This is a genomic window from Tumidithrix helvetica PCC 7403 (genome assembly GCF_965232925.1).
Lineage (GTDB): Bacteria > Cyanobacteriota > Cyanobacteriia > Pseudanabaenales > Pseudanabaenaceae > Tumidithrix > Tumidithrix helvetica.
This window is the reverse complement of sequence record NZ_CBDDRA010000033.1, coordinates 24,572-49,592: the sequence shown is the minus strand read 5'-3', so window position 1 is coordinate 49,592 and position 25,021 is coordinate 24,572. Positions and strand designations below refer to the sequence as shown.

Genomic DNA, 25,021 nt, shown 5'->3' with positions numbered 1-25,021 from the left:
GAAGTTTACAATACTTAGGATACATAAGTGCAGACCTACGTGCTTACATTATTTATCTTTTCCCCAATTCCTCACATATTCGGCAATAAGCGCCATGGTTGCTGATGCCACAATTAGTAAAACACTAAGGGCGTTCAACTCAGGCGTTACGCCTGTTCTAAGGGAAGTAAAGATGGCAATTGGTAAGGTGGTTGCACCTACACCAGCCGTAAAGTAAGCAATCACAAAATCATCCATACTGAGAATAAATGCCAGCAAACATCCAGATAAAATCCCTGGTAGCAATTGCGGCAATAGCACTTTTATAAAAGCTTGAATCGGGGTAGCACCTAGATCTAAAGCAGCTTCTTCGATACGGGGATCTAGTCCAGCCAAACGACTGGAAACGACCACAGTCACGTAGGCCATACAAAAGACAATGTGAGCCATGATAATAGTGCCTAGACTCAGTGGCAGTTGCACTGCGCCAAAAAACACCAGCGTCGCTACTGCGATCGCAATATCGGGAATGACCAAAGGCAGAAAAGTAATCCCCCGATAGAGGCTTTTACCAGGAAAGTAATAGCGCGATAGGCCTACGGCGGTGAGCGTGCCAAGTACGGCTGAAACGCTGACTGCCGTAAATGCTACCGTTAGGCTACTCCCTAGAGCAGACAACAGGGTGGGGTTGTTAAAAAACTTGGTGTACCAATTTAAGGTAAATCCCGTCCAACGCGATGTGGAAGAAGAGGCGTTGAAACTAAAGACTGCCAGCACTGTAATTGGTAGGTACATGTAGACAAATGCTAGTCCTGTATACCAAGTCTGCCAACTTTTTAATTTTGAGGGGTTTATAACGCTAGCCATCGCTGACAACACTCCTATCGCCATACTTGAGTACTAGGGCAATCACAATACTCACAGCTAAAATTAGCACCATACTGATCGCCGACCCAAAGCCCCAATCACGGCTTGCTCCCAGAAACTGCAATTCAATCAGAGAAGAGATCATGCTACTCGCAGGGCCACCTAAGAGGTGGGGGTTGATATAGTCACTAAAGCTGGAAATCAAAACGAGGGACGAACCTGCAACAATTCCGGGTGCCACTTGGGGCACAGTCACCTTAAAAAAGGTCTGCACTGAACTCGCGCCTAGATCCGCTGCTGCTTCTAATAAACGCAGATCTAATTTTTCTAATGAAGTATAAAGAACCAAAACCATGTAGGGCAAAAAGGTATAAACCATGCCAATAATCACCCCTTCTGCCTTGTTGAGGAGATTAATGCCATGAATGCCCAGTAAACCCAAAAAGCTATTGAGCAGACCCGTGGGGCGTAAAATCGTAATCCAAGCGTAAGAACGTAGGAGAGAGGATGTCCATAGGGGCAAAACAAACATCACCAGCAGCAAGCTTTGCCATCGTTTGGGGGCAATCACGGCAAGCCAGTACGCAACCGGGAAGCCAATCAGCAAACAAAAGAATGTCGTGATTCCAGCATAGCCAAGCGATCGCGCTACCACGGTTAGGTAGATAAAATTGCCACCAATATTCTCAAATACACGTTGATAATTTTCGATACCAAAACCCTGTTTGCCTAAAGGCACAAGACTTTTGACAAAAATCAAGAACGTGGGAATCAAAAGAAACCCTATAAGCCAGAACGCCCCCGGAAATAGTAAGCCGAGTGGCTCAAGCCATTTAGGTGGGCGTTTTTGACGCAGGGCAGGGTCTTGGTTGCTCGCTACTGCCATAGACTTCTCAATTTGTTAAAGTTTTTAGTTTTCAGCGGTCAGTTATCAGTTAAGAGGTTCTTTGCTATTAGCAATTAGCCCTAGTGTTCTGTCAAGAATTTTTTGAGGGGTGAAAACCCTCAAAAAACACACCCACAAAACTTTCTGGATTCCGTATACCTATCAACTAATCGTTGACGGACTACTAGTAATTAGTCCTAGTTTTTGGTCAGTTTAGATTACAGATATAACCTATGCACCGATAACCAATAACTGATAACCGATTCCTGATTAGAAGTATATAACTCTGGCATCGATTCCACGCGATCGTAAAAAGTGAGACAAAGACTCAGCATTGTCGCGACTGGCATAGCCTCCTGCATAGACATAGCTGCCTCGCCCTGAGTTGGCAAGATAGGCACTGGGAATATATTGACGTACTTTCGCTAACTGGCTAGCGCCGTTACCAGCGGCAGGAACTGCTGTTACGTAACGATTGGCTGGATTTGCTTGGCTCAAACTGCTCGTGGTATCTCCCCCTATATTAGAAGGATTACTGTAAGCGATCTGTGTCATGTTGCCCATTGTGGCTGAACAATCAACCTGAGGACAGGAAGATTGCACCATTTGCGTCTGTGGAATCGTCTGTGCTACTACCTGTGTTTGTGGTACATACTGGGCTTGTTGTACGTACTGAGTCTGTGGAATCGTCTGTGTTGTTACTTGAGTCTGTGGCACATACTGGGCTTGTTGCACAATCTGCGTCTGCGGTACGTACTGGGTAACGGTTTGCGGTACTACCTGGGTCTGTGGCACATACTGCGTTTGTGGTACCAGTTGTGTAACCGTTTGTGGCACTAGTTGGGTTTGTTGTACATACTGCGTTTGTGGCACATATTGGGTAACGGTTTGTGGTACCAGTTGAGTGATCGTTTGTGGTGCTACCTGTGGCACATATTGGGTAGAAGTCTGCTGTGTTACCTGCGGTTGAGGGTAATACTGCTGAGAAATCTGTTGTGTATCAGGTATCGTGGTGTACTGACTTGGTGTAGTGTACTGCACTGGATCGGGCACAGGTGTAACTTGAGTCGCCTGAGGTACGACCGTCTGTGTTGATTGAGTTTCAGGGAATGGCGTTTGAACCACAGGTTCTTTGCCTCCGCCCGATCTAAAAAATTTTTGAGCGGGTAATCCTGCTTGTTGCAAGGAGCGCACCAAGCTATCTGCACCACTTTCGTTATTAAAAATGCCTGCTTGAACTGCTGACTGTCCTTGAACGACAGTTGAGAAAGCCGATGGCGCAATGCTACGTACAGACTGTAAAGTCGTTGGACTATTACTTGGTACAAACACGACATAACGAGCATGTGCAACACCAGAAAGTAATGCCCAAGTCGTTAAAAATCCCGAACCGAAAAAGCAAATCTGTTGAACCCCTTTCACGTTAGTCTAGCCCCACTACCATAAATGCACATCAGTGTAGCGTAAGCGGTTCAAAAACTACAGATCGACTTCTAAAAACTTAAATTTGAAAACTGGCAGAAGAAGTACAACTCTAACCGAGTAATCTTAAATTGTTACGTTCGGAATTGATTTTTAAAACGACAGTTAGAAATAAGGACTTAAATTTTGTGATTGAAAAACTTAAGGGCATTGTCAATATTGCGATTTTTGTCTTTCTTGCCACATTTATTGGCTTTGAAATATGGACATTGATTTCGTACCTGCTCAAGTCCCCAATCTAGCGTTATACCAATTTCAATTAATTTTGCAACAGATCGAGATTTGAGTTCCACGCGAAGCGCGGTTTTCAAAAGATCTGTGACGCAGGTTTTTTGAGAATGCTATGGATAGGGCTTGTAAATTTGCTTTTTTAACTTGGCAAAATTGACAAATTCAAATTACTTTGCACTGACATTCAGCCTAAAGGGTGCTGGATTTTTACGCTCAGTGGTTACCACAATCTTGTAGTTGCCAGCAGTGGTATTTGGGATTTCTTGAACATTGCCACTGCTACTATTCCAAACTAAACCACCATTCGGTGCAAATACTTCTACTCTCACCCTGCCATCTACGACAACGGTGAGCGTCTGTCTATCTAAAACACCCACTGAATAACGGATGACTTCATCGGGTGCAACTTGATCGTCAACCGCTGTACCAACACTGCCAGGGGGGAGTTCAATTCTCTTAGAGATTACCCGCCGACTACCATCGTTGGCATCGCCTTTAGGTGGTTCTGTAGTGGGACTAGCAGTGGGCTGCTCTGTTGGCGTTGCCGTTGGTGTGGGCGAAGGAGAAAGCGTATTGGTCGGCGTGGGTTTTAGTGTTGGCTTTAACCCTTCTAATTGCAACTCGAGACTGTAATTACTATCGGGTACGCCCGTCACCGTTCTAATCGTAATGAAGTAAACCCCACTGTAGGGTAATTTACCTTGCCAGTAGCCCGTTTCGTTATTGGTGGCTTTGCTGTCTAAGGGCTTTAAATCTGAGTTTTTGATTGTCATTTGCAAGCCTAAGCCACCCAGTGATGCAACTAAGGTTTGATCTCTTTCCCCATTAAAGCGAAAGGTCACCGTTTGACCTGCTGTAATTTTGTCACTGACTGCGGCGCGGCTAGAGCCCTCCAGCACGCCTTGCGTGAATTCCAGATTTTTGTTTACATTGGCTACGGTTGGTGTGGGCGAAACTGTGGGTGAGGTGGTTGCTTTGGGCGTATCCAGCGAACTAGGTGTAGGTGTGGGCGAGACCATTGCATTTCTGCCGCGCTCAAAATAAATCGAGGTAATTGCCCAAGAGCCTAAACCGGCAAAGACAACAATCAAAAAGCCCCAAACTAAATTAAGTCCACCGCCACTTTTCCCCTTAGATGACTTAGGATTGACTCCGCCTAGGTCGCCTGCATATACGGTATTTTGCGAGAGATTCTGGGCGGTGTTTCGTAAACTAGGATCGACCATCTCTTGCTGGTTTCGAGCTACAGCGTAGGTTCTAACTTGGGACAAAGATGCTTGAGCCATTTGTAACGCTTGCAAGACCTCATCGGCGCTTCTGTAACGATTGGCGGGTTTGTAGCTCAGCATTCGGTTGAGTACTTGGGCAAATGCAGGACTCAGGGAGGCATAGCACTGCCACTGCCATGTCAAACTGTCGCCATCAAAGATATCGGCGGGTTCTTTGCCCGTTAATAAGACAACCGCAGTTACTGCCAAGGCATAGAGATCGCTGCTGGCGTAGGCATTCCCCGATTGCATTTGTTCGGGTGGGGCATAGCCTAATTTACCTGCCACGGTTGAAGCGGGTAAGCCAATTTGGGAGTTGAGTTGGTTCGTCGCAGCCTGCACCACACCAAAGTCAATCAAAACGGGCAGTTGATCTTGCGATCGCAACATCAAGTTTTCAGGCGATATATCACGGTGGATGATGCCATGACCGTGCAGATAGCTCAGAATTGGCAGAACTTGACGTAAAAGCGTAATGATTTCAATTTCTGAAAAGGTATTTCCTTGTTTGATCCGCTGGGACAGCAAAGCTCTAAAGGTGTCACCATCGACATAATCTTGTACCAACAGCAAACGACCTGCAACCTCAAAGGTGGCGCGAAACTGAGGCACCTGTGGATGCCTGATCTGGTAAAGGATGCTGGCTTCCCGTTGAAATAATTCTTTAGCCTTTGCGGCGACGTCAGGGGACTGGCTGGGTGGAATAAACTCTTTAAGCACGCAGGCTTCGTTAAAGCGCTCGAGGTCTTGTGCAATATAGGTTCGTCCCATACCACCTTGTCCGATCACTGATTTGACAACGTAGCGATCGCGTAAGACAGAACCTTGAGGAATCGGGGATTGCATAGCAGACTGCCTAGATGAACGAATGCCTTGTGCTGAATCTGGTTGCATACAATCCTATACCTACCTTGGCTTATTTTCTAGGGCAAACTTTGCGAAAGTTACTAAAGTCACGGACGGTAGGGATAGGAGATTGTTCCTCCTAATATTGTAAGGCTTTTAAAAAAGCTAACAGCCGATCGCTAATTGCTATACTCTCCAGTCTTCATGGATCGACTGGGGCTAATTCCATGTCTGGAAGGGTAAGAGTCGATAATGTTTTGGGACTGTAGGCGATCGCGGTTTCGACATTACTAAGAATCGTATTGCAAATGTCATCTACAGGTAGATCGTTGGGGTCGTGACCAAAGGGATTCTCAATTTCGTTCCCGATCTGCTCGACTCCTGTCAAAATAAAACTAATGATGGCAACGCTCAGGCATGTCCACCACTCCTGCCGATTCACGAGGTAGAAAGGGATGCCAATACAATAAATTACAATCAAACGCCTTAAATAAATAGCGTAGGCAAGAGGCATCGGCGTTCTGAGAATCCGTTCGCAACTGGTCAAGCCTTCCACCATATTATTCAGCAACTGACCGAAGTTTGTGAGACGAATGCTATCGATGCAATCGTGTTGAAACTGATTTTGCAGGTATTCACCAATCCAGAGACTGATTTCTAACGGGCAATTTTTGCTGGTCTTGAGCTTCTCGGCTTGGGATTCCGAAATCAGAGATTCCAACTGGCGATCGATTGGTTCTTGCCGCAGATGGAGTTTGGTTGCGATCGCAAAGGCAGCTAAATGTTTTAAGGCTTGTTGCTTAGCTTCGCGATCGGTTGCATCTAAACTAGGAACTCCCAACTGAATATCTCTGGCTAGGTTGCGAATGTTAAATACCAAAGCTCCCAATGCCTTACGACCTTCCCAATATCGTTCGTGGGCGCTATTGGTACGGAATACGAGCAGTAAGCCCAGCACCAAGTTATAAACGACATTCCCTGCTAACTCTCCCAACACAAAGGTTGACTGCATGGGATAAAAGTAATGCCAGAGCGAAACGAGAAAGCCAAAACTACCAAACAAGAGAACTCGTGGCAATACAATCGGAGCTACGGAGCCTTTTAAGCTCAAAGCCACCCTAAACCATTCCATTGTGATCATGCAAATACCTATGTAGATATCAACGCAAATACCCTACCGCAAATCATAAGCCAATACCCATTTATAAGGCGATGTGCATTTTGAGGACTTGGCACGGAGAAACGCTACATTGAAGCTAGGGCTAAAATTGTTTCAGGATGTATGCGATCGCAAAACTAAAAGCCTGTTGATTGGGCTGCTCGTAAGATTCGATCAGAAGATCTAGCTCTGCACTCGTTAATTCTTCAATACCTTGTAAAGCTCCATCAATTGCTTCCTCTCTCATAGCCTTGAGCCTGCTCTCGTTAAGATTTAAAGTTTCGAGCGAATCCAACGCAGCTTGCTTGCGATCGGAATCTTCTGTGGGACGGATTTCCCCAGAGCCAGTATAGCGGAAGAATTCAGCACAATCTGGTTGCAATGGCGACACGGCAAGCAGTTCATTATCCTTTTTTATGCCACAATGCTCCAAACAATGATGGACATTCTCATATTCTGCGCTAAACGTCTCAGAGATGCCGCATGATGCTAAAAGATTTTTGAAGTCTAATGCTAGATCCTTGTACTTACTCTGGGGTTTGAGGTGTTCGATATGGCTAATATTTTTGGTGATGCTCATGCCGCAGTAACAGCAAGTATAGCCCTGCTCTGATAGCAAAGCGTCATGTACAGCAGATTTGATTTTACCTCGCAAAGTGTTAAAGGTCGGTTTCCAATCATCATTTTCTTGTGCTTTCCAGTCAGAAAAGCTCGGAGGCTCTTGCCCTTTTCTGATATACCTCATCGACCCAAAACTTCCTTGCGATGGATTAATACATCTGCTCTAGCAAATTCTGGCTCATCGAATCCGATCTCCTCTTTTAGAAATGCTTGTAACTCTCTCGCTTTCGGTAAATTGCCATCATCAATCAATCTGAATAAATCGAGTAACCCATCTTTGATCTCTTGACTGCGTTTAGGAACTCCCATTTCATCTTCGAGGATGCGGTTGCTATCTCTGCCATATGTTCTTACTATGTCAGCCGTAACTCCTGACTCGGTATTTGTAAGTCGAAAGATCTTGCCATTCTTAACTTCGCCTAGTACTTGTGGAGAATGGGTTGTAACAACAAATTGACAGTTTGGGAAAGTTCTAATGAGTCCGGGGATAATCATACGCTGCCATTTAGGATGGAGATGAAGCTCAATCTCATCAATTAAGACAACACCACTACCTTGCAAAGGTTTTTCCATTTCAGGATTAGCGATCGCCAACCTCCTCGCCAGATCTCCCACCATTGCTAATAAGTTTTTTTCACCATCTGACAACTGATTGATTGTAAGTTCAGATCCATTCTTAGTTACTGTCATACGTAGTTCGGGACGGCGACGAATTCTTAGATCGTTAAATTCTGGCAGGAAAGTATATATTGCTTGACGTACAGATTCTAATTGTCTATCTCGGTGCGTAGGATCATCTCTAATCAGTTCATTTTCTAATTCTTCGAGTAGTTTAAACCATTCAAAAAATTCTTTAAAAAAAACCCGCCCACCTGCAAAAGCACGATTATAAGCATCAAGAATGTTATTACTCTTGGTCTGTTGAGAATCTTGAGAATCCTCAAAAAGAATGTCACGCTTAACTGAGTAATAAATCAGTATTGGTATACTCTTAGAATAAAAAAAACTTTGTAGCCAAGTAGAAGATCCAAGATCTAGTCTTTTGATTGAAGCCTTAGAAGGTTCCTCTCTACTTTCTTTTTGTATAAGGCAACGAAATGTACAAGAATTAATAACTACTTCCAATTGGACTGCAAGTTCTGTGTTGCCAATGGCGATATCATCATCCAAAAAAATATTCTTAGGTCGTGGCTTTTCAAAATCAATGATGTTGGCCAGATCGTAATACAGTGAATTTACTAGCTCTGAAATGTGATTAAGTAAATCCCCTAAGCAATCGAGAACACTAGATTTACCTGAGCCGTTGTCGCCAATTAGAACGTTGAGATGAGGATCGAAATCTAGAGTTAGATCGCTGATGCCGCGAAATGATTGCATCCTCAAGTTTTTGATATTCATGATTTTTGCTCAGTAAATCGATACCCTTCTAAAAATTATATTAGTAATGCAGGTAGGGTCGTCCGTGTGAGTGCCAAAAACAGCGATCGGATCGTTTGCTTAATCGAGATTTTTATCGAAAATTCTGAGCGCGATGAAAATCGCAAGATTTTTTGCAAAGAAAAAGCCCACAGGTGTGAACTTGTGGGCAGAGTTTGTAGATACGTCGCTAGTAGACTTATTGTGTACTTTTCAAGGGTTAGAGCCTGTGACCTGCGTACCAGCTTTCGGTGATGTTTTCTGCGCCTAAGTGCGATCGCCATCACAAAAATTTCGGTCTAAGACTTTTGCATGCGCTTTAACTCTTCCTGTAAGGCTTGCACCTTTTGTTTTAGCTGATCGACATCGGTGGGGTTTGCCCCAGCAAAGGTCTCATCATCGTTGAAAATTTCTATGGTGCGAGGGGCTTGCTGCGATCCTGACTTACCATCGTCTTTGGCGTCACTCTTGCCTTCGCCAATGGGCTGCTGTGCCTGACGCACAAGATCGTCCACAAATTTCCGCGCCTCTTCTGTGGTCATTTCGCCACGTTCCACCAAGTCCTCAGCCAGCTTGGTCGCCTGCGTCCGAATTTCTGCGAGGGTCGAGCCTGCTTTTTCGCTGGCTAAAGAAGCCAAACCCATGCCCAAGTAAAATGCCTTTTGAACAATGCCACCAAAGGGATTCATGTATAAAGTCTCCTAAAGATTAATGGAACAATCAGGGAACGTCTTTTTAAATTCTTGTAATAAATCGTCAATTTCTTCTAAGGCTTGGGCGACGTCAATGCTTAAGTTACCCAGATTCTTTTGTTGTGAGAGTTGGACGAGCGAGGCTCGCATCGTCGCGATCGCTGTGATTTTGCCCTTAATCGTTTCAGGAGTCATGGTGTCTAGTAACGCAATAAAAATTTTAACAAGAGTTCAAAGCCTTTAATTCGTCGGCTATTTGCAATTTTAACCCATGCACCTAAATCCCCCTTGGTTAATCCCCTTTTTTAAGGCAGGACTTTAATGTAGGAACAATGTTTAAACGCATATTTAAACTGTAAATCTTGGGGCTTTAAATTCTCAGACTTGCCTCATGTGATACTCTAAGTCGGGCTATGATAAAAAATACTACTGTTTCATAAGAGTTACTCCCGTGCGCTATCGTTCTGGTCTGATTGCTATTTTGGCTGCTGCTAGTAGTGCTGTTATTGGTTTAGGGACAGCATCTGTAACCGCTCAAGCTTTGATTCCTCATACTGTCAGAATCAACTTTGGTAATTTGGAGGAGCAAGCCCTTGTGTTAGCGAGAGAAGCGGCACAACTGGCTCAATTTGAACAATATGACTTGGCTTTACCTAGGGCTAGACTGGCAGTACAACTTGCCCCCAAAGCATTTCAAACGCAAGGCATTTTAGGCAGCATCTACCTGCGTAAGGAAAAATATCCTGAAGCGATCGCTTCTCTGTCAGCCGCCTACGAGCTCAAACCAGATGAGCCGACTATTTTATTTACGCTAGGCTCGGCCTATCTCCGCAATAAAGATTTCCCTGCAGCAGTTCGTACCTTGCAAAAAGGTTTAGCCTTATCCCCAAATTCGCCCTCCGCGATTTTTGACTTGGGGAATGCCTATTTCTTGACCAAAAAATATGGCGAGGCGATCGACCAGTTCAACCGCGTCCTTTCTCTAGACAAAAAGTTTTGGGCTGCCACCAACAATATCGGCTTGGTAGAATATGAGAGAGGCAATCGAGATACTGCTATAGAGTTTTGGCAAAATTCACTCAAACAGGCAAAAGAAGTAGAATTTCAAGCCGCCGAACCAACACTTGCCCTAGCAGCAGCCACCTATGCTAAAGGCGATCGCGCCAAAGGTATTGAACTAGGGGTGGAAGCCATGAAAATCGACCCTCGATATGGTAAGCCTGAGTATCTGCTCGAAAACCTCTGGGGTGAGAAGTTGATCGCCGATACGAAGCCAATTTTAGAAGCACCTCCTGTCAAGAAATTGATCGATGAAAGTGCCGCAGTCGTTCGTCCAGTTCCACGCCGACGGTAAGCCGTTCTAAACCTATGTTTAAACCCACTCGCATTCAAGATGATTCTCTGACTCGTGTAACGGTGATTGGGGCGGGGAATGTAGGTGGTACGCTGGCGCAGCGTCTTGCCGAAAAAAATCTGGCGGATGTGGTCTTACTCGATGTGGTGCAAGGGAAGTCGCAAGGGATGGCGCTCGACCTCACCCAAGCGAGAGCGATCGAGCAACACGATCGCAGCATTATCGGGACTGACAAGTACGAAGATACGGCAAACTCCGATGTGGTGGTAATTACTGCTGGTGTGCCGCGCAAACCTGGGATGACCCGCGAAGATTTGCTGCGCATTAATGCCTCGATTGTGGCGGATGTCGTTCCCAAAGCGATCGCACATTCACCCAATGCCGTTCTAATCGTCGTGTCTAACCCCTTAGATGTGATGACCTACCTAGCTTGGCAAGTCAGCGGTTTGCCCAGTCATCGCGTGGTCGGCATGGCAGGCGTACTGGATGCTTCTCGGTTTCAAGCGTTTATCGCCCTAGAGTTGGGCATTTCGATCGCCGATATTACCGCAATGGTGATGGGCGGACATGGCGATCTGATGGTTCCACTGCCCCGTTACTCGACGGTCAGCGGCGTGCCAATTACTGAGTTAATGGATGCCGACGCGATCGCGCGGCTGGTAGAACGCACGAGGAATGGTGGTGCCGAAATCGTTAAGTTGATGCAAACTGGAAGTGCCTACTTTGCCCCTGCCTCGGCTGCCTATGTCATGGTGGAGTCGATTTTGCTCAATCGCCGCCGTATTATTCCTGTTGCCGCCTATTTGCAGGGTGAGTATGGCTTAAAAGACCTGTTTATGGGCGTACCCGTACAGTTAGGGCATCAAGGTGTGGACGCTGTGGTGGAGCTCAATCTCGCCGCTGATGAATTAGCCGCCCTCCATAATTCCGCAAAATCTGTGCAAGAAAATATCGACCAACTTCGACCGATGGGTTTCTTGAAGTAAAATCCTATCCATCGTAGGGGCAATTCATGAATTGCCCCTACGATGGCGCTCGGAATCTCAAGTTAAGGCACTCCCCAAATGCCGATCGCATTGTCTTCGCCACCACTCACGAGGGTTTGACCATCAGTACTGAGAGCGATCGTATTGATCAAGTCCAGATGCCCATTGAGCGTTTGAATTTCTTCGCCTGATTCCAAATTCCAGATCTTGATGGCTTTGTAGCTAGCACTAACGAGGGTCTTACCATCCTTGCTAATTAAGAGAGCCTTTACCCAACCCCAATGTCCTTCTAGGGTGCGAACGGCTTTCCCCGTAACCAAATCCCAGACTTTGATGCGGGTGTCTAGACTGCCGCTAACGAGGGTCTTGCCATCGGGACTAATCGCAAAGGATAGCACTCGTGCCGAATGTCCGATAAATTCCCAGATTTGCGTGCCTGTTTCTAGATCCCACACCCTGATTGTGGTGTCCCAACTACAACTCGCCAGTAGTTTGCCGTCGGGACTCATCGCTACGGCATCGACTAGGTTGGTGTGACCGCGCAATGTCCGCAGTTCTTTCCCTTGAGCGAGGTTCCAAATTTTAATACTGGTGTCTTGGCTTCCACTCACGAGGGTGTTGCCATCAGGCGCGATCGCGACGGAATTAACATAGCCAATATGCCCCGCCATCGTTTTCGTGACTTTCCCAGTAGATAAATCCCATGCTTTAATCGTTTTATCGCGACTTCCACTCACCAAGGTCTTTCCATCTGGGCTAAGCGTAAGAGAACTGACTAACTGTGTATGAGCTTTAAGCGTTGCTTTCTCTTTACCAGCGATTAAGTCCCATACTTTGATCGTTTTATCTCCCCCCGTGCTAAAAAGCGTCTGCCCGTCGGGTGAAATCACCAGAGCCGTCACTGGTTGCCCATGTCCATTCAGCGTCTGAAGGCAATCAAAGAGCTGATAGTGACTGTAACCCGCTAAAGCCTCTTGTACTCTTGACTCTGGAATTCGCCAAAGCAGCAAACGCGCCGCCCGTTGCACTTTACCAGATTCATCTTCTAAAGCTTCTAAGACTAAATCGATACCTGCACTTCCATAGGCGATCGCTTCTCTCAGGGCAGCAATCCTTTGGGGCACAGACACGCTGGCAAGCCGACTCTTTACGCCTGCAATGCCGCCTAAAACCACACTCCCTAATGGCATGGGGGCATGTCCCCCTAGAACGACATCAAAGTTTCTAGGCTGAACGCGAGAATGGGGGTGAGAAGGATTGGAATTCTGAGTCGTCAAAAAATTAGACCTCATCATCTGGATCGATACCTAAGGCTCGAAGGCGACTAGCTAATCGCTCGGCACGTTGACGTTCTTGTTGGTGCTTTTGTTGTGGCGCAATATCATCCTCCAACCATTGCTTGTAAGAACCACGTCTACCCCTTGGTCTGCCAAAAACTACCATCACATCTGGCGCAGTACGTTTTAGGGCATAGCGAACAGGATACCAAGCCAGATCCCCTGCGATGAATACATTCGGATCGTCCGCAAAGATAATCTCTAGATTTTCTTCGATAATTACAATCCAGCGATATTGCTCTGTATTGTCAGACATCGGATTGCCGTCACTGTCAGGATAGTCAATTTCTGGAGAAGCGATCGGTTGCGAAATCATAGACCTGCCCTCAAAATGGGTGGAGAGACATGTTTTTCTCAGTATACAAATTATTCTGCGCTTTAGAATCTTGGGTTATCTCAGAGCTTTTACCTATTCTTCGTTTCAGATCTTGTTACCAAAATTGTAACCATGCAAGATCCCTGGGTTAATTAGGGTAAATTTAAAGTAATTGAAATCTGAGGCTTCTCATGTTTACCCCATTGACCCTACGCGTTGTTGCAATTGCTGTTGCATTGATTGGCGGTATTACCATCGCTGGTTATCCTCACTGGAGCGACTCATCAGCTATTTCCAGCCGTTTAAAAGATGAGAAGCTCAAGAATAATGCTACTGAACCCACGCCACTGCCGACCTCACTCTCAGTGCCAAGAAAATACAATATGCCCCAAAACGCACCTGTCTCGATCGCGATCAATCAAAATGGAAACATTCGCCGCGCCGATCCTAGAGGCTATATCAATGTTGCCATTCGAGAAACTTACAAAATTGAAATTTCCTCACCTGCCTATACCAGTGCGGTCAGTGTCAAGATCGACGGGGTTCCAATTATTGATGGATTGATCTGCGATCGCACGGTTACCCTAGAAAGACCCCTCGCGATCGCCAAGCAATTCATCGTTCTAGAAGAAGGGAATCCTGGTTTGGATCGAGATGGTGGTGTCAATAATCCCGATCTAGGTTTAATTGAGGTGACATTTGTGCCAATCAAACGCAAAGCGATCGCCCTAGAGACCATGCCGAGATCCCAAGAACCACCTTCAGCCGCTGCTCCATCAAGAGATGAAGTATCTAAATCCACTGCTGGTGCAAATCGCAGCAGTACGCCTGTCGGTACTGGTTTAAGTGGCACTTCCTCGCAAGAGTTTGTGGCAACGAATGAATGGGTAGAAGCCCCAGAAATTGCTCCCACCTATACCAAAAAATATCGTTTGATGGGAATTCGTTCGTCAGATCCTGTAACACTACACAACATGAAGCAGCCACCTTATCCCATAACCGATCCAGTACCACCTAGGTTGTAATTGGATAAGCTTTTGCAGGCTGTGCTACGGATCGTTACAATTCATTTAGGATCGATACAGAACAAGGCGTTAGTCCTTGTTCTGTATCGATTAATTTTTGCTGTCACAGTTGAACATCCAGCAAATGCCAAACTGGTCAACTAGGCTGCCAAAATAGTCACCCCAAAACATTTCTTGCAGAGGCATTTCGACTTTGCCACCTTCTGAGAGTGCTTTGAATAGGCGATCGGTTTCCGTACGAGTGTCTGGTTCGAGGTTGATAAACATATTATTGCCCTGCGTCATGGTAAATCCCATGGATTCGGGGGCATCGGTTCCCATCAAGACATGACCACCCAAGATCGGTAAGGCAACATGCATGACGAGATTTTGGTCGGCTTCTGCCAGTGGCGGTTGGTCGGGATGCGCGGGGATATCTTTGAATCGTGCGATTGGTGACGCAAAATCCCCACCAAAGATCGATTTGTAAAATAAGAAGGCGGCTTCGGTTGATCGAGGGAAATTGAGGTAGGTACTAACGCGGGACATTTTGGACTCCTTAAAAAGTGTGAATGGGTATGAGAGTGAAGGGCTAGGGCAGATTATCCGTTTGCGAAGGCAGGTGAATTGAAAAGCACAAGATCGATCTGCTCTCGTTATTCCCGATCGAAGGCTTCCCTTAGGGTTTTAATATCAAGTTTTTGCATTTGCATCATGGCTTGCATAACTTGTTGCGTTTTCGCCACATCTTTGTCATGCATCATCTCAATGAAGGCTGAAGGAATGATCTGCCACGATACGCCATATTTATCCTGAAGCCAGCCACAGTTATGTTTTTCTCCACCCTCAGAGAGCTTCTCCCACAACGCGTCTACCTCTTCCTGATTCTCACAATTCACTGCAAACGATATGGCTGGAGAGAAGGTGAATTGCGGACCGCCATTTAAGGCTACGAAGGTTTGACCGTCGATTTGAAATGCTACAACCATGACCGTTCCCTTTTCTCCAGGAGCAGCTTCTCCATACCTTACGACGTTTACAATCGTTGAATTCCTAAAAATGGAGGTATAAAAGTCCACTGCCTCCTCAGCTTTCCCATCAAACCATAAATGTGGGGTGATTTTTTGCACGATATTTTACTCCTTTGCCTATGGATTAAATTGCCTTGCCGTTTGCGCGATCGCTTTGCAGGTTTTCCACGATTACAGAGGGAAAATTCCCAATGAAAGCGATCGCAGATCTTTCCCTTGCTTGCAGAATCAAAGTCTAGGATTCTTTCTCACAGTTCACCATCCAAGGGATGCCGAAGCGATCGGTGACCGTACCAAATCGGAAAGCCCAGAAAGTCTGTTGGATGGGCATCTGCACGGTTCCATTTTCTGCCAAAAGGTGAAAAATGCGTTCCGCCTCTGCGGGATTGTCAATGGCGAGATTCACGCAGAAGCCTTTACTTTCTTCAAACATCTGGGGAGGACAGTCACCCCCCATCAAAACCCAGTCACCGACTTCGAGACGGATATGCATGATTTTCTCGCCAGGCATTTCAGTCATTTGTCCTTCTGGTGGAGCATTCTCATTGAGGAACTTCATGGCGATTTTGCCACCGAGACATTCTTCGTAAAACTCAAAAGCTTCTTGGCAGTTGCCATTGAAAAAGAGATAAGGATTAAGTTGCATTGTATTCTCCTATTTGTTGGTAAATGATTTCTGTGCGATTGATTTCCTGAACCTTATGCCGCCTGAGTTTGCATTTCCATAAATTCAGATGCGACTTCCTGCACATCAGGGGGAAAATCCTCAAATTCTTGAATCTGGCGAATTTCAAGGATTTCGTTCTCTGAAGCTGGGCAGCGTAAAGCCCAAGCGATCGCTTCTTCTCTAGACTTCACCTGAATCATCCAATAGCCACCAAGGACTTCCTGCACACCCGCAAAAGGGGCATAGGTAGCTGCTGGCTTACCACCTGAAAACGTAATGCGGGCTCCCATCGATGGTGGATGAAGCCCTTCAAGGGATAAAAGTACTCCAGCTTCTTGTAGCGCTTTGTTGTATTGCATCATCGCTTCAACAGCCTTTGGCTCGGGCATCGTTCCAGGGGTTGCATTCTCGTAGCCTTTTGGAATCATCAACATCATAAATCGCATGGAAGTATCTCCTAAAGAACTATTTGTTTATGGGTATGATTGGGACGCATTGCTCTCTCTTGCAAACGTCATTATTCTAGAATATGTTTGATATTTGTACAAATATCAAACATATCTTTACATGAAACCTCTTCACCTTTTCTCTGGCAAGCCAGCAACTTCAACCACGGGTCTAATTTCGACCGTGCCGACACTAGCCCCAGGAATCCTCGCCGCGATCGCGATCGCTTCGTCAAGATCCTCGGCATCAATGAGAAAGAACCCACCCAGTTGTTCGCGCGTTTCTGCGAATGGGCCATCGGTAACCAACGATTTGCCCTCACGAACGCGAATGCTGGTCGCTGTTGTGACTGGGTATAACGGTGCGGTGGATATAAACTGACCATTAGCATGGAGTTCTTGGGCGAGTTGGGCGGACTTCACATAACATTGCGCCCGTTCGGTTTCGCTCAAAGCATTTTCCTCCATGTAAATCAGCATCATGTATTTCATCGATCTGCCTCCGTTTTTGCCTCGGTTAACTTTTCTCTATGCGTCCCTCTATTTATTAGTCGAACGGCGATCGCTCAAATCGACAACTGCCAGAAAATTTTTTGCGATCGGGTTTAAGATCTTGGCTTACCGTCTTTATTTACCCGAAACTTGTTCGTTTGTAGCTTGTTTGTATAGTTAAGTCGAACGGCGATCGCTCAAATCGACACCTTACCAGATGTTTTTTATGATTAGGTTATGCCTACCTCAAAATTAGATGTCGATCGCGCAATCGACACTGTGTATCGCGCGGATTGGGGCAGGATCGTCGCCACCCTGATCCGCCTCGTTAGGGATTTTGACCTTGCCGAAGAGTCGGCACAGGAAGCCTTTACCTCTGCGGTGGATCGATGGCATTCCGCTGGCATTCCAGAATTACCCCGCGCGTGGATTATTCAGACGGCTCGACATAAAGCGATCGATCGCCTCCGACGCAGAACGAAGCTTACAGAAAAGCTTGAATCCTATACTGCATCCGAACTAGCTCAGACTCTGGAAGAGCCAGACGACCCCAGCGAAATCCCCGACGAACGCCTGAGGTTGATTTTTACTTGTTGCCACCCTGCACTGGCGATCGAAGCACAGGTGGCGCTAACCTTACGAATGCTCGGCGGTCTCGAAACCGATGCGATCGCGCGGGCATTTCTCGTAACCTCAGCAACAATGGCACAGCGCCTCGTACGAGCCAAGCGTAAAATTCGCGATGCAGGGATTCCTTACACAGTACTTAGCACCTACGATCTGTCCGCGCGAGTGGATGCTGTATTGACGACTATCTATCTCATTTTCAACGAAGGATATGCGGCTACCCGTGGCGAGACCATTGTAAGAGCCGATCTCTGTGCCGAGGCGATTAGGCTTGGACGACTTGTGAGAATGTTAATGGAACCGCAACCACCCGCAGAAGTAACGGCTCTTTTGGCGCTCATGTTGTTGCACGATTCGCGGCGCGATGCCCGTCACGATCGGGCAGGCAATCTCATCTTGCTGGAAGAACAGGATCGCAGCCGCTGGAACCACAAGCAGATTGCCGAGGCATTACCGCTTGTGGAGGAGTCGTTGCGTGTTGGTGGCACTAACTCCTACGCAGTGCAAGCCGCGATCGCTGCCCTGCACTGTCAGGCAACACGAGCAGAGGAAACCGATTGGAAGCAGATCGTAGGACTTTACGATTTGCTCGATCGCTTACAACTTTCGCCAATCGTGTCGCTCAATCGTGCAGTGGCGATCGCAATGGTGGAGGGGCCGCAAGCGGCACTCGTACTGATGGAAGCGATCGCTTCCGAACTCGAAAACTACCATCTATTTCATGCGGCACGTGCCGATCTGTATCGCCGCATGGGAGCCTCAAAGGAAGCCGCTCTGAGCTATACCCTTGCCCTAGGATTGGTCACCAATGACAGCGAACGACGCTTTCTCGAACGTCGATTGTGTGAAGTATTGAAAAAGCTAGGCTAATAGGCGATCGCGATCGACCGCCGCTCAGCCAACCATAGCTCAGCCAACAATTAAGAGATAATACATAGATAGCGCCAAGGAGAAAAGTCGATGACTGTAGCGATCGCCAAAACAACCTCTCCAGAGATCCAGCAAGAAAGCTCTAAAAAGATGACTTTTGAGGAGTTTCTTGAGTTTGATGATGGCTTAGATAACAGTTTTTATGAGTTGGAGAATGGAGAATTAATTCGGATGCCCCTTGAGAGTGAAATCAATCGGCGAATTGCCTCATTTTTGTTTGCGTACTTTTTACAATCAGGCATCCCGTCTTATCGCTTGAGTATGAAGACTGAGGTTGCAGTGCATAGCCAAAGGGTGGGTGTCCGTATCCCCGATTTGGTTGTGTTTTCTGAAGATTTGGCTATGGCGATGCAGGGGGCGACGCGATCGCTGGTTTTAATGGATATGCCACCACCTGAGTTGGTGGTAGAGGTGGTGAGTCCAACTCAAGAAAGTCGAGACTATCGCTATAAGCGTTCTGAATATGCGGCGCGAGGAATTTTAGAGTATTGGATTGTGGATGCGATCGCGCAGAAGGTGACACTGTTGCATTGGGTGGAAGGTTTTTACGATGAGTTTGTGTTTACGGGTGATATGGCAATTAATTCGCCTCTGCTCGGTAGTTTAGAGTTAACTGCGGCGCAGGTTTTGCAAGGATAGCGATTCCTACGGATGCGATTCCCGCCGCGTTTTGGCTGAGGCAATTTATACCCTACGTTATGAGCGAACTTAGATAATGTTCTTATATATGGGCGATACTGGATTCGAACCAGTGACCCCTTCCGTGTGAAGGAAGTGCGCTACCACTGTGCTAATCGCCCCAGATTAATTTGGTGAGGAACAATCTTAGCAGATTTGCATCAATATGAGAATGTATAGCAATCCTAAATAAATTGTCATGAATTTGCAGCGTAGGCATCTTGTCTGCAAGGGCTAGAATCCCTGACTACGCCCACAAATAATTAAAGATCGATTTAGACCATTTTAAAACTCCGCTAATTTTCAAAGCTACACTAAAGATGCTCGCAACCCTGTGAAACCCAATGCTACATTTTACAAAATATTTCGCGTTAGGGGCAATTCTCTTACTCGCAGCCCCGATCGCCCCAAGCTTTGCTGATAAATCCGAGCCAAAACCAACTGCTCCAGCCACTGAAACGCCAATCCAAGGCGATCGCCAAATAGACTGTAAAGCCCAGCAAGTGGCAGCGCAGGCGATCGACTTGGCTGGAACCATAGTGACTCCTAGTGAAGTTGCCAAGGCGATCGTGCAAACTGCAAAGGGACTTCAAGATGTCAATGTGCCAGAAATGAGTTTCTTAGATCCCAAGCAGGTTCAGACGATCGAGTCAGCACTAAGTTTGGCAAAATTAATGACAAGAAACCTAGACGCCGAAGCCCTCAAGCCTACGATCGCATCGCTCTATAAAAATGTCCGCGAAACAGCCAAGAAAAATGCTCAGTGTTCTGGACAATAATTCCGTTGGCTTCGACTCCGCTCAGCCAACAGTAGAGTGTGAGAAATTGTCTAACTTCTCAGGCTCACTCTAAATTTTTCTTCTAAGGTATCGCGTACTTTTTGATGGACGGGATTGATATCAGCATCGGTCAGGGTGCGATCGCTGGCACGATAGACCAAGCGAAATGCTAAGCTGCGCTGACCTTCTGGTACGCCTTCACCTGTGTATTGATCGAATAACGTGACAGACGATAACAACTCTCCACCCGCACTCGTAATCGATCGCTGAATCTCTGCAACTGTAGTCTTAAGCGGCGCAAAAAAGGCAATGTCGCGATCGCTACTGGGATAGGTGGAGTAAGGCTTAAACACAGGGATAGATTTCCGAGCGATCGCTTCTAGTAAGGCATAGAGATCTAGTTCAAAGGCATAAATCTGTTCGGGTAACTCTCGCTCCGCTCTCAGTTGAGGATGTAATTGCCCGAAAGTGCCCAATCGTTCGCCCGAAACCCACAGCGAAGCGGTACGACCAGGGTGTAAGCGATCGTCTTTTTGATCGGGTTGAAACTCGACATTTACATCTAAGTAGTGAAATACCGTTTCTAGCAATCCTTTGGCTGCATACCAATCATAGGGCTGGGTGTTGTGCTGCCAAGTACCTACAGTGGGGTCGCCACCAAAAATTCCAGCAAGGTGATCGGTTTCGCCACTGCCTTCTTCATCCTTTCCAAAGACGCGCCCCACTTCAAAGGCATTTAAAATACCGTTCCCTTGGCTGAGATTATAGACGCAGGCATCGATCAAACCTGTAAGCAAATCTAGACGCAGGGCACTATATTCCGTCGCTACAGGATTGGTGATTTTAATCTGATCGGAACTGGTCGGACTACAGAGCGACATATGAATCACTTCCGTTAGACCCGCACCCCTCAGGGCTGAGCGCACTTGACGCAGCAAAATCTGATCGGTAGATAGATAGCCTAGCTCTGTGCGAGCGGGCAGGGTTTCGCAAAACTTGTCATAGCCATAGATCCGCGCAACTTCTTCGATCAGGTCAATTTCTCGCTCGATGTCCGCATAGCGATAGGAAGGAACTTTCACCAGCCAACGCGTGGTGCTTTCTTCAGAGGACTCGGACTCATCTGAGGATGCTTCTGCAGATGCTTCCGCAGGTTTGATCCGCTCTAGTTCAAAGGAAAGCGATCGCAGGGTTTTTTCGACATCTTCCTCGGTTAAATAGGTAATCGTGCCGTTCTCTAGTTCAATTTCACCCAGTACTTGCAAAATTCTTTCGAGGCGCAGCTCAATCGTGCGTGTCATCGGGGCGCGGTAATCGACCGTACTTTGCTCGACCACTTTACCGCCAGCAAGTTGGACGATCGTTTGGATGGCTTTGTCGCTGGCAGTTTCTAGGGCAGCGACATTGACACCACGTTCGTAACGGGCAGAAGCCTCTGTGCGTAGGGCTTGGGCTCTTGCCGATCGCCGAATTGTGGCTTGATCGAATAGGGCTGCTTCTAAAACGATATTGGTGGTAGTGTCTGAAACCTCATTGGTCTCACTGCCCATCACACCTGCGATTGCGACAGGAATATCCCCTGACGTAATCACCAAGTTTTGACTGTGCAAAGCACGCTCTTGACCATCGAGGGTGGTTAGGCTTTCTTTAGGCTTGGCAAATCTCACGCCAATGTTCATCCCTTCGGCTAACGTATCGGCATCAAAGGCATGGAGCGGCTGTCCCCACTCTAAGAGAATGAAGTTGGTGATATCGACAATATTGTTAATCGACCGCATTCCCGCTGCTTCTAAATGCCGTTGCAACCACTCAGGCGAGGGGGCAACCTTCACGCCTTGAATTAACGTGCCGATGTAGGCAGGACAGGCTTTGGCATCAGCGATCGCCACCCATTCTGACTTTTTAGGCTGATGCTCGATCGTGGCGAGAGGTAAGCAAACATCTTTACCCAGTAGCGCTGCCACTTCACGGGCAATGCCGACCATACTGAGCGCGTCAGCCCGATTTGCTGTGGATGAGACGTCCAAGATGGCATCATCCAGCCCCAACAGTGGACGAACGTCTGTACCTAGGGGTATGCCTTCTTCAAATTCATAAATGCCGCTTGATTCTTTGGCTAGTCCTAGTTCGGCTAGGGAGCAAATCATGCCCTCCGATCTCACACCCCGCAGTTTGGTGGGGCGCAGCTTTAGATCGACAATAGGTAAATAGGTGCCGATGGTAGCAACGGGGACATATAGGTCTTGTCGAGCATTGGCAGCACCACAGACAATGGTGAGTTTCTCTACTGCCCCAATATCAACCGTACATACTTGCAACTTATCGGCGTTAGGATGGCGATCGGTGGTGATAATTTTGCCCACAACCACCCCATCTGCCCAAGTGCGTCTGTCTTCTATTGACTCTACTTCAAAGCCAGCCATATCTAGCTTTTCTGCCAGTTCCTGTGGGGACAGATCGAAATCTACGAGTTCCCGAAGCCAATTTAGAGAGATACGCATTTAAAACTTAAAACTATGCTGAGTTGCCATTCGGTTTAATTTTGCCACAATTGAGAGACAGCTTTCAGCTAAGAATGGGTAATTCGCTGTTAGCTGTTAGCTTTTTCGGAATAACTGCTCGCTGACAACCTAAAACCGATAACCAAGCAATGACTGACCAGCCCAATATCGAAAACCCAGCAACTGAAAAAATCATAGATGCGGAATTAAGCGATCGCATTGCTTCGCGACTCAACACACTGCGGGAAACCTTGCCTCCCAGCGTTAAGCTTGTTGCTGTCAGTAAATATACGTCTGTAGCTGCGATGCGGGCTGCCTATGCCGCAGGCATTCGAGATTTTGGTGAGTCGCGCATCCAAGAAATTAGCCAGAAACAACAGGAACTGCAAGATCTGCCAGATATCACTTGGCACATGATCGGACATCTTCAGAGTAATAAAGTCAAACAGGCAATATCTATATGTGATTGGATTCACTCGATCGATCGCCTCAGCCTAGCCCAGCAGTGCGATCGCTTCATTCCAGAACTGGGAAGATCGCCAAAATTATGCCTACAAGTCAAGCTGGCAAATGATCCCGACAAATTTGGCTGGGAGGTCGAACAACTGTTGACAGATCTACCTGCCTTGCAGCAATGCCAAAACTTAAATCTCGTGGGGCTGATGACGATTTTGCCCCTAGGGTTAGACGAAACACAGGCATATCAGGTCTTTCAAGATACGGCAAAGCTAGCAGAAAAGTTGCGATCGCTTGGTTGGTCAAACATTACAGAACTATCGATGGGGATGTCGGGAGATTACGCGATCGCGGTCAAGGCAGGCGCGACCCTCGTGCGGGTGGGTAGCCGCATATTTTCTTAAAAGAATTGGAATTTACTTGGCGATCGGCAATGAACCTGCTAAAGTACCCGCTAAGCTACTCGCAGTGTTTTGAAAATTTACTATTTTAGCGAGTAATTTTTTAGTGGAAATTTTATGGCTATCTTTAATTCTGTTTAAACAGATAGTCAAAGATTAAGAAATCAGACAATTTCAGACAATTATTAAGGAATAACTTATCGATTCTCATCGATCTTGAAGTATAAAACATCTGTTTTTGATACGCCCCACCAATAAATCAAAAGCAAATTGTATCTGTCAATACATTCACTCTGATTGAAATATTTTAATTGCCTATTCCTTAAAAAGATAATGTAATAGAATTTTCTGGATCGTCGATCTGGACAGACCAAACGGTATTTCCCAAAGTTAGGAATTAAGTTGCATTTTTTGTGATTTAATGCTTTTCTAACTACACAAATAAGTTCTTCATCGTGTCTTACTCGATTGGGTATAGCGACGTTGAATTATTTGAACTAAGCCTAAGAAATTTTAGCGATCGGTTCAGTACACAAAACTTTACATATTGAACTAGCTTTTTTTTTAGATTTCGGTTACAGTCTGCGGATAAAAGTTTCACAGTACGCTTTATCACAAAGCCAAGTGGCATTTTTAGCGATCTAAGCCCCTAGACAAAGCTGTTACGGCAATGAAAAACTTCTCGATTTGTCTAGCACTCACACAGTTTAGGTTTTGTTCGTTTTTACCAGCCAACGAGGAGTTCAATCAGGAGTTATAAAATGGGAATCTTCACTAAGCTCAAGGATTTTGTCGGTCTCTCGGAACCTCATGAGTATGAATATGAATACGATGAAGCCTCTGGTAGAGAGTATCAAGAGCTTTACCAAGAGGAAAATAATGTGACACCAGAAGAAGAAGACACCCAACCCCGTCGTACTCGTTCTTCGGTGTTAAGACCAACCTCTGAAGGCATGAGCAATGTAATTGGTATGCCCGGAGCTAGTAATGGCATCTCACAAGTTGTTGTGATGGAGCCTCGCAGCTTTGAAGAAATGCCTCAAGCAATTCAAGCACTGCGCGAACGTAAGTCCGTCGTTCTCAACCTCACAATGATGGATCCCGATCAAGCTCAACGTGCGGTCGATTTCGTTGCAGGTGGTACCTATGCCCTAGATGGTCACCAAGAAAGAATCGGCGATAGCATCTTCTTGTTTGCACCTTCCTGCGTACAGGTCATGAGCCAAGCTACAGTTATGTCTGAGCCTCCTATGCCTCAGGTGCGTGTAGCAGCAAGACCCACAACACCAGCACCCGCATGGTCTGCTGATATGCCTGTCAGTCGCTTTGCCCAATAGGGTTGATTTAGTCGTTTTCTCTAGCTTTAGCCAGTGAAAACAAACCCAAACGTTCCACTGTTTTGCAGCTAGCGCATTTCAGTCAATGAGACTTAGATATACTTCAATACAGCAATCAAGATGCGTTTGTAATTGCTTGATAGCCACCACCTATCCTTTCCAGTAGTGGCTGCTCTACAGATGATTCAAGGTTGCTGTAAAGTTGCTATGTTAAAATTTTCAAAAAACTGGA

General features: G+C 46.4%; 25 protein-coding genes, 1 tRNA gene and 1 pseudogene. 9 read left to right on the top strand and 18 right to left on the bottom strand.

Going from position 1 to position 25,021, the window contains the following annotated elements:
- Positions 1-48 precede the first annotated feature (48 nt).
- The 9 genes from ACP2WE_RS22460 to ACP2WE_RS22420 all read right to left on the bottom strand — a co-directional run bounded on the left by ACP2WE_RS22460 (position 49) and on the right by ACP2WE_RS22420 (position 9,642).
- On the bottom strand, positions 49-846 hold the full coding sequence (locus ACP2WE_RS22460; RefSeq protein ID WP_425217757.1) for an ABC transporter permease: 798 nt from the start codon (positions 844-846) through the stop codon (positions 49-51).
- Positions 839-1,732 carry an ABC transporter permease gene (locus ACP2WE_RS22455; protein WP_425217756.1) on the bottom strand — a complete coding sequence of 298 codons (894 nt, stop codon included), beginning with the start codon at positions 1,730-1,732 and terminating at the stop codon, positions 839-841. Before ACP2WE_RS22455 ends, ACP2WE_RS22460 begins: the two co-directional genes overlap by 8 nt.
- A 270-nt stretch (positions 1,733-2,002) precedes the next feature.
- Positions 2,003-3,154, bottom strand: a complete 1,152-nt coding sequence (locus ACP2WE_RS22450; protein ID WP_425217755.1) for a hypothetical protein — start codon at positions 3,152-3,154, stop codon at positions 2,003-2,005.
- 458 nt (positions 3,155-3,612) lie between these two features.
- Positions 3,613-5,607, bottom strand: coding sequence for a protein kinase domain-containing protein (locus tag ACP2WE_RS22445; protein WP_425217754.1), 1,995 nt, complete (start codon positions 5,605-5,607; stop codon positions 3,613-3,615).
- Positions 5,608-5,761: 154 nt separating this feature from the next.
- A complete protein-coding gene (locus ACP2WE_RS22440) occupies positions 5,762-6,700 on the bottom strand; it encodes a bestrophin family protein (RefSeq protein WP_425217753.1) in 939 nt (312 codons plus the stop codon).
- 121 nt (positions 6,701-6,821) lie between these two features.
- Positions 6,822-7,463: a retron system putative HNH endonuclease gene (locus ACP2WE_RS22435; RefSeq protein ID WP_425217752.1), complete on the bottom strand. Its 642-nt coding sequence runs from the start codon at positions 7,461-7,463 to the stop codon at positions 6,822-6,824.
- Entirely contained in the window at positions 7,460-8,737 is a 1,278-nt protein-coding gene (locus ACP2WE_RS22430; RefSeq protein ID WP_425217751.1) for an AAA family ATPase, read from the bottom strand. Before ACP2WE_RS22430 ends, ACP2WE_RS22435 begins: the two co-directional genes overlap by 4 nt.
- A gap of 317 nt (positions 8,738-9,054) precedes the next feature.
- A complete protein-coding gene (locus ACP2WE_RS22425) occupies positions 9,055-9,444 on the bottom strand; it encodes a phasin family protein (RefSeq protein WP_425217750.1) in 390 nt (129 codons plus the stop codon).
- Positions 9,445-9,456: 12 nt separating this feature from the next.
- Positions 9,457-9,642 (bottom strand): hypothetical protein, encoded by a 186-nt coding sequence (locus ACP2WE_RS22420; RefSeq protein ID WP_330484352.1) that lies wholly within the window; start codon positions 9,640-9,642, stop codon positions 9,457-9,459.
- Between the two features lie 256 nt (positions 9,643-9,898).
- Between ACP2WE_RS22420 and ACP2WE_RS22415 the strand changes: the two genes are divergently transcribed.
- On the top strand, positions 9,899-10,801 hold the full coding sequence (locus ACP2WE_RS22415) for a tetratricopeptide repeat protein (RefSeq protein WP_425217749.1): 903 nt from the start codon (positions 9,899-9,901) through the stop codon (positions 10,799-10,801).
- Positions 10,802-10,815: 14 nt separating this feature from the next.
- Positions 10,816-11,787 (top strand): malate dehydrogenase, encoded by a 972-nt coding sequence (gene mdh / locus ACP2WE_RS22410; protein WP_425217748.1) that lies wholly within the window; start codon positions 10,816-10,818, stop codon positions 11,785-11,787.
- A gap of 62 nt (positions 11,788-11,849) precedes the next feature.
- On the opposite strand, the gene ACP2WE_RS22405 is transcribed toward mdh, so the two are convergent.
- On the bottom strand, positions 11,850-13,064 hold the full coding sequence (locus ACP2WE_RS22405) for a WD40 repeat domain-containing protein (RefSeq protein ID WP_425217747.1): 1,215 nt from the start codon (positions 13,062-13,064) through the stop codon (positions 11,850-11,852).
- Between the two features lie 91 nt (positions 13,065-13,155).
- Positions 13,156-13,440, bottom strand: a pseudogene (locus ACP2WE_RS22400) (hypothetical protein); the annotation flags it as partial.
- A gap of 191 nt (positions 13,441-13,631) precedes the next feature.
- Here ACP2WE_RS22400 and ACP2WE_RS22395 point away from each other — a divergent pair.
- Complete coding sequence (locus tag ACP2WE_RS22395) at positions 13,632-14,465, top strand: hypothetical protein (protein WP_425217746.1); 834 nt, start codon at positions 13,632-13,634, stop codon at positions 14,463-14,465.
- A 90-nt stretch (positions 14,466-14,555) separates the two neighbouring features.
- Here the strand turns inward: ACP2WE_RS22395 and ACP2WE_RS22390 are convergent, their stop codons facing one another.
- The 5 genes from ACP2WE_RS22390 to ACP2WE_RS22370 all read right to left on the bottom strand — a co-directional run bounded on the left by ACP2WE_RS22390 (position 14,556) and on the right by ACP2WE_RS22370 (position 17,080).
- Positions 14,556-14,993, bottom strand: coding sequence for a VOC family protein (locus tag ACP2WE_RS22390; protein WP_425217745.1), 438 nt, complete (start codon positions 14,991-14,993; stop codon positions 14,556-14,558).
- A gap of 107 nt (positions 14,994-15,100) precedes the next feature.
- Positions 15,101-15,574 (bottom strand): VOC family protein, encoded by a 474-nt coding sequence (locus tag ACP2WE_RS22385; protein WP_425217744.1) that lies wholly within the window; start codon positions 15,572-15,574, stop codon positions 15,101-15,103.
- 136 nt (positions 15,575-15,710) lie between these two features.
- Positions 15,711-16,121, bottom strand: coding sequence for a VOC family protein (locus tag ACP2WE_RS22380; RefSeq protein ID WP_425217743.1), 411 nt, complete (start codon positions 16,119-16,121; stop codon positions 15,711-15,713).
- A gap of 53 nt (positions 16,122-16,174) precedes the next feature.
- Complete coding sequence (locus tag ACP2WE_RS22375; RefSeq protein WP_425217742.1) at positions 16,175-16,588, bottom strand: YciI family protein; 414 nt, start codon at positions 16,586-16,588, stop codon at positions 16,175-16,177.
- 132 nt (positions 16,589-16,720) lie between these two features.
- Entirely contained in the window at positions 16,721-17,080 is a 360-nt protein-coding gene (locus tag ACP2WE_RS22370; protein WP_425217741.1) for a YciI family protein, read from the bottom strand.
- Here ACP2WE_RS22370 and ACP2WE_RS22365 point away from each other — a divergent pair.
- The 3 genes from ACP2WE_RS22365 to ACP2WE_RS22355 all read left to right on the top strand — a co-directional run bounded on the left by ACP2WE_RS22365 (position 17,070) and on the right by ACP2WE_RS22355 (position 19,276).
- Entirely contained in the window at positions 17,070-17,261 is a 192-nt protein-coding gene (locus ACP2WE_RS22365) for a hypothetical protein (RefSeq protein ID WP_425217740.1), read from the top strand. The two genes, ACP2WE_RS22370 and ACP2WE_RS22365, sit on opposite strands and share 11 nt — an antisense overlap.
- A 56-nt stretch (positions 17,262-17,317) precedes the next feature.
- Positions 17,318-18,577 carry an RNA polymerase sigma factor gene (locus ACP2WE_RS22360; RefSeq protein WP_425217739.1) on the top strand — a complete coding sequence of 420 codons (1,260 nt, stop codon included), beginning with the start codon at positions 17,318-17,320 and terminating at the stop codon, positions 18,575-18,577.
- Positions 18,578-18,667: 90 nt separating this feature from the next.
- Positions 18,668-19,276 (top strand): Uma2 family endonuclease, encoded by a 609-nt coding sequence (locus ACP2WE_RS22355; protein WP_425217738.1) that lies wholly within the window; start codon positions 18,668-18,670, stop codon positions 19,274-19,276.
- Positions 19,277-19,365: 89 nt separating this feature from the next.
- Here ACP2WE_RS22355 and ACP2WE_RS22350 read toward each other — a convergent pair.
- Positions 19,366-19,437, bottom strand: a tRNA-Val gene (locus ACP2WE_RS22350).
- A gap of 222 nt (positions 19,438-19,659) precedes the next feature.
- Here ACP2WE_RS22350 and ACP2WE_RS22345 point away from each other — a divergent pair.
- The gene (locus ACP2WE_RS22345) at positions 19,660-20,094 is read left to right on the top strand and encodes a hypothetical protein (RefSeq protein ID WP_425217737.1); all 435 of its coding nucleotides are present in this window, start codon (positions 19,660-19,662) and stop codon (positions 20,092-20,094) included.
- Between the two features lie 50 nt (positions 20,095-20,144).
- On the opposite strand, the gene pheT is transcribed toward ACP2WE_RS22345, so the two are convergent.
- Entirely contained in the window at positions 20,145-22,595 is a 2,451-nt protein-coding gene (pheT, locus tag ACP2WE_RS22340) for a phenylalanine--tRNA ligase subunit beta (RefSeq protein ID WP_425217736.1), read from the bottom strand.
- A gap of 149 nt (positions 22,596-22,744) precedes the next feature.
- Here pheT and ACP2WE_RS22335 point away from each other — a divergent pair, with 149 nt between their 5' ends.
- Both ACP2WE_RS22335 and ACP2WE_RS22330 read left to right on the top strand, forming a co-directional pair.
- Positions 22,745-23,455 carry a YggS family pyridoxal phosphate-dependent enzyme gene (locus ACP2WE_RS22335; RefSeq protein WP_425217735.1) on the top strand — a complete coding sequence of 237 codons (711 nt, stop codon included), beginning with the start codon at positions 22,745-22,747 and terminating at the stop codon, positions 23,453-23,455.
- 758 nt (positions 23,456-24,213) lie between these two features.
- On the top strand, positions 24,214-24,789 hold the full coding sequence (locus tag ACP2WE_RS22330; RefSeq protein ID WP_330485547.1) for a cell division protein SepF: 576 nt from the start codon (positions 24,214-24,216) through the stop codon (positions 24,787-24,789).
- Positions 24,790-25,021: the final 232 nt, after the last annotated feature.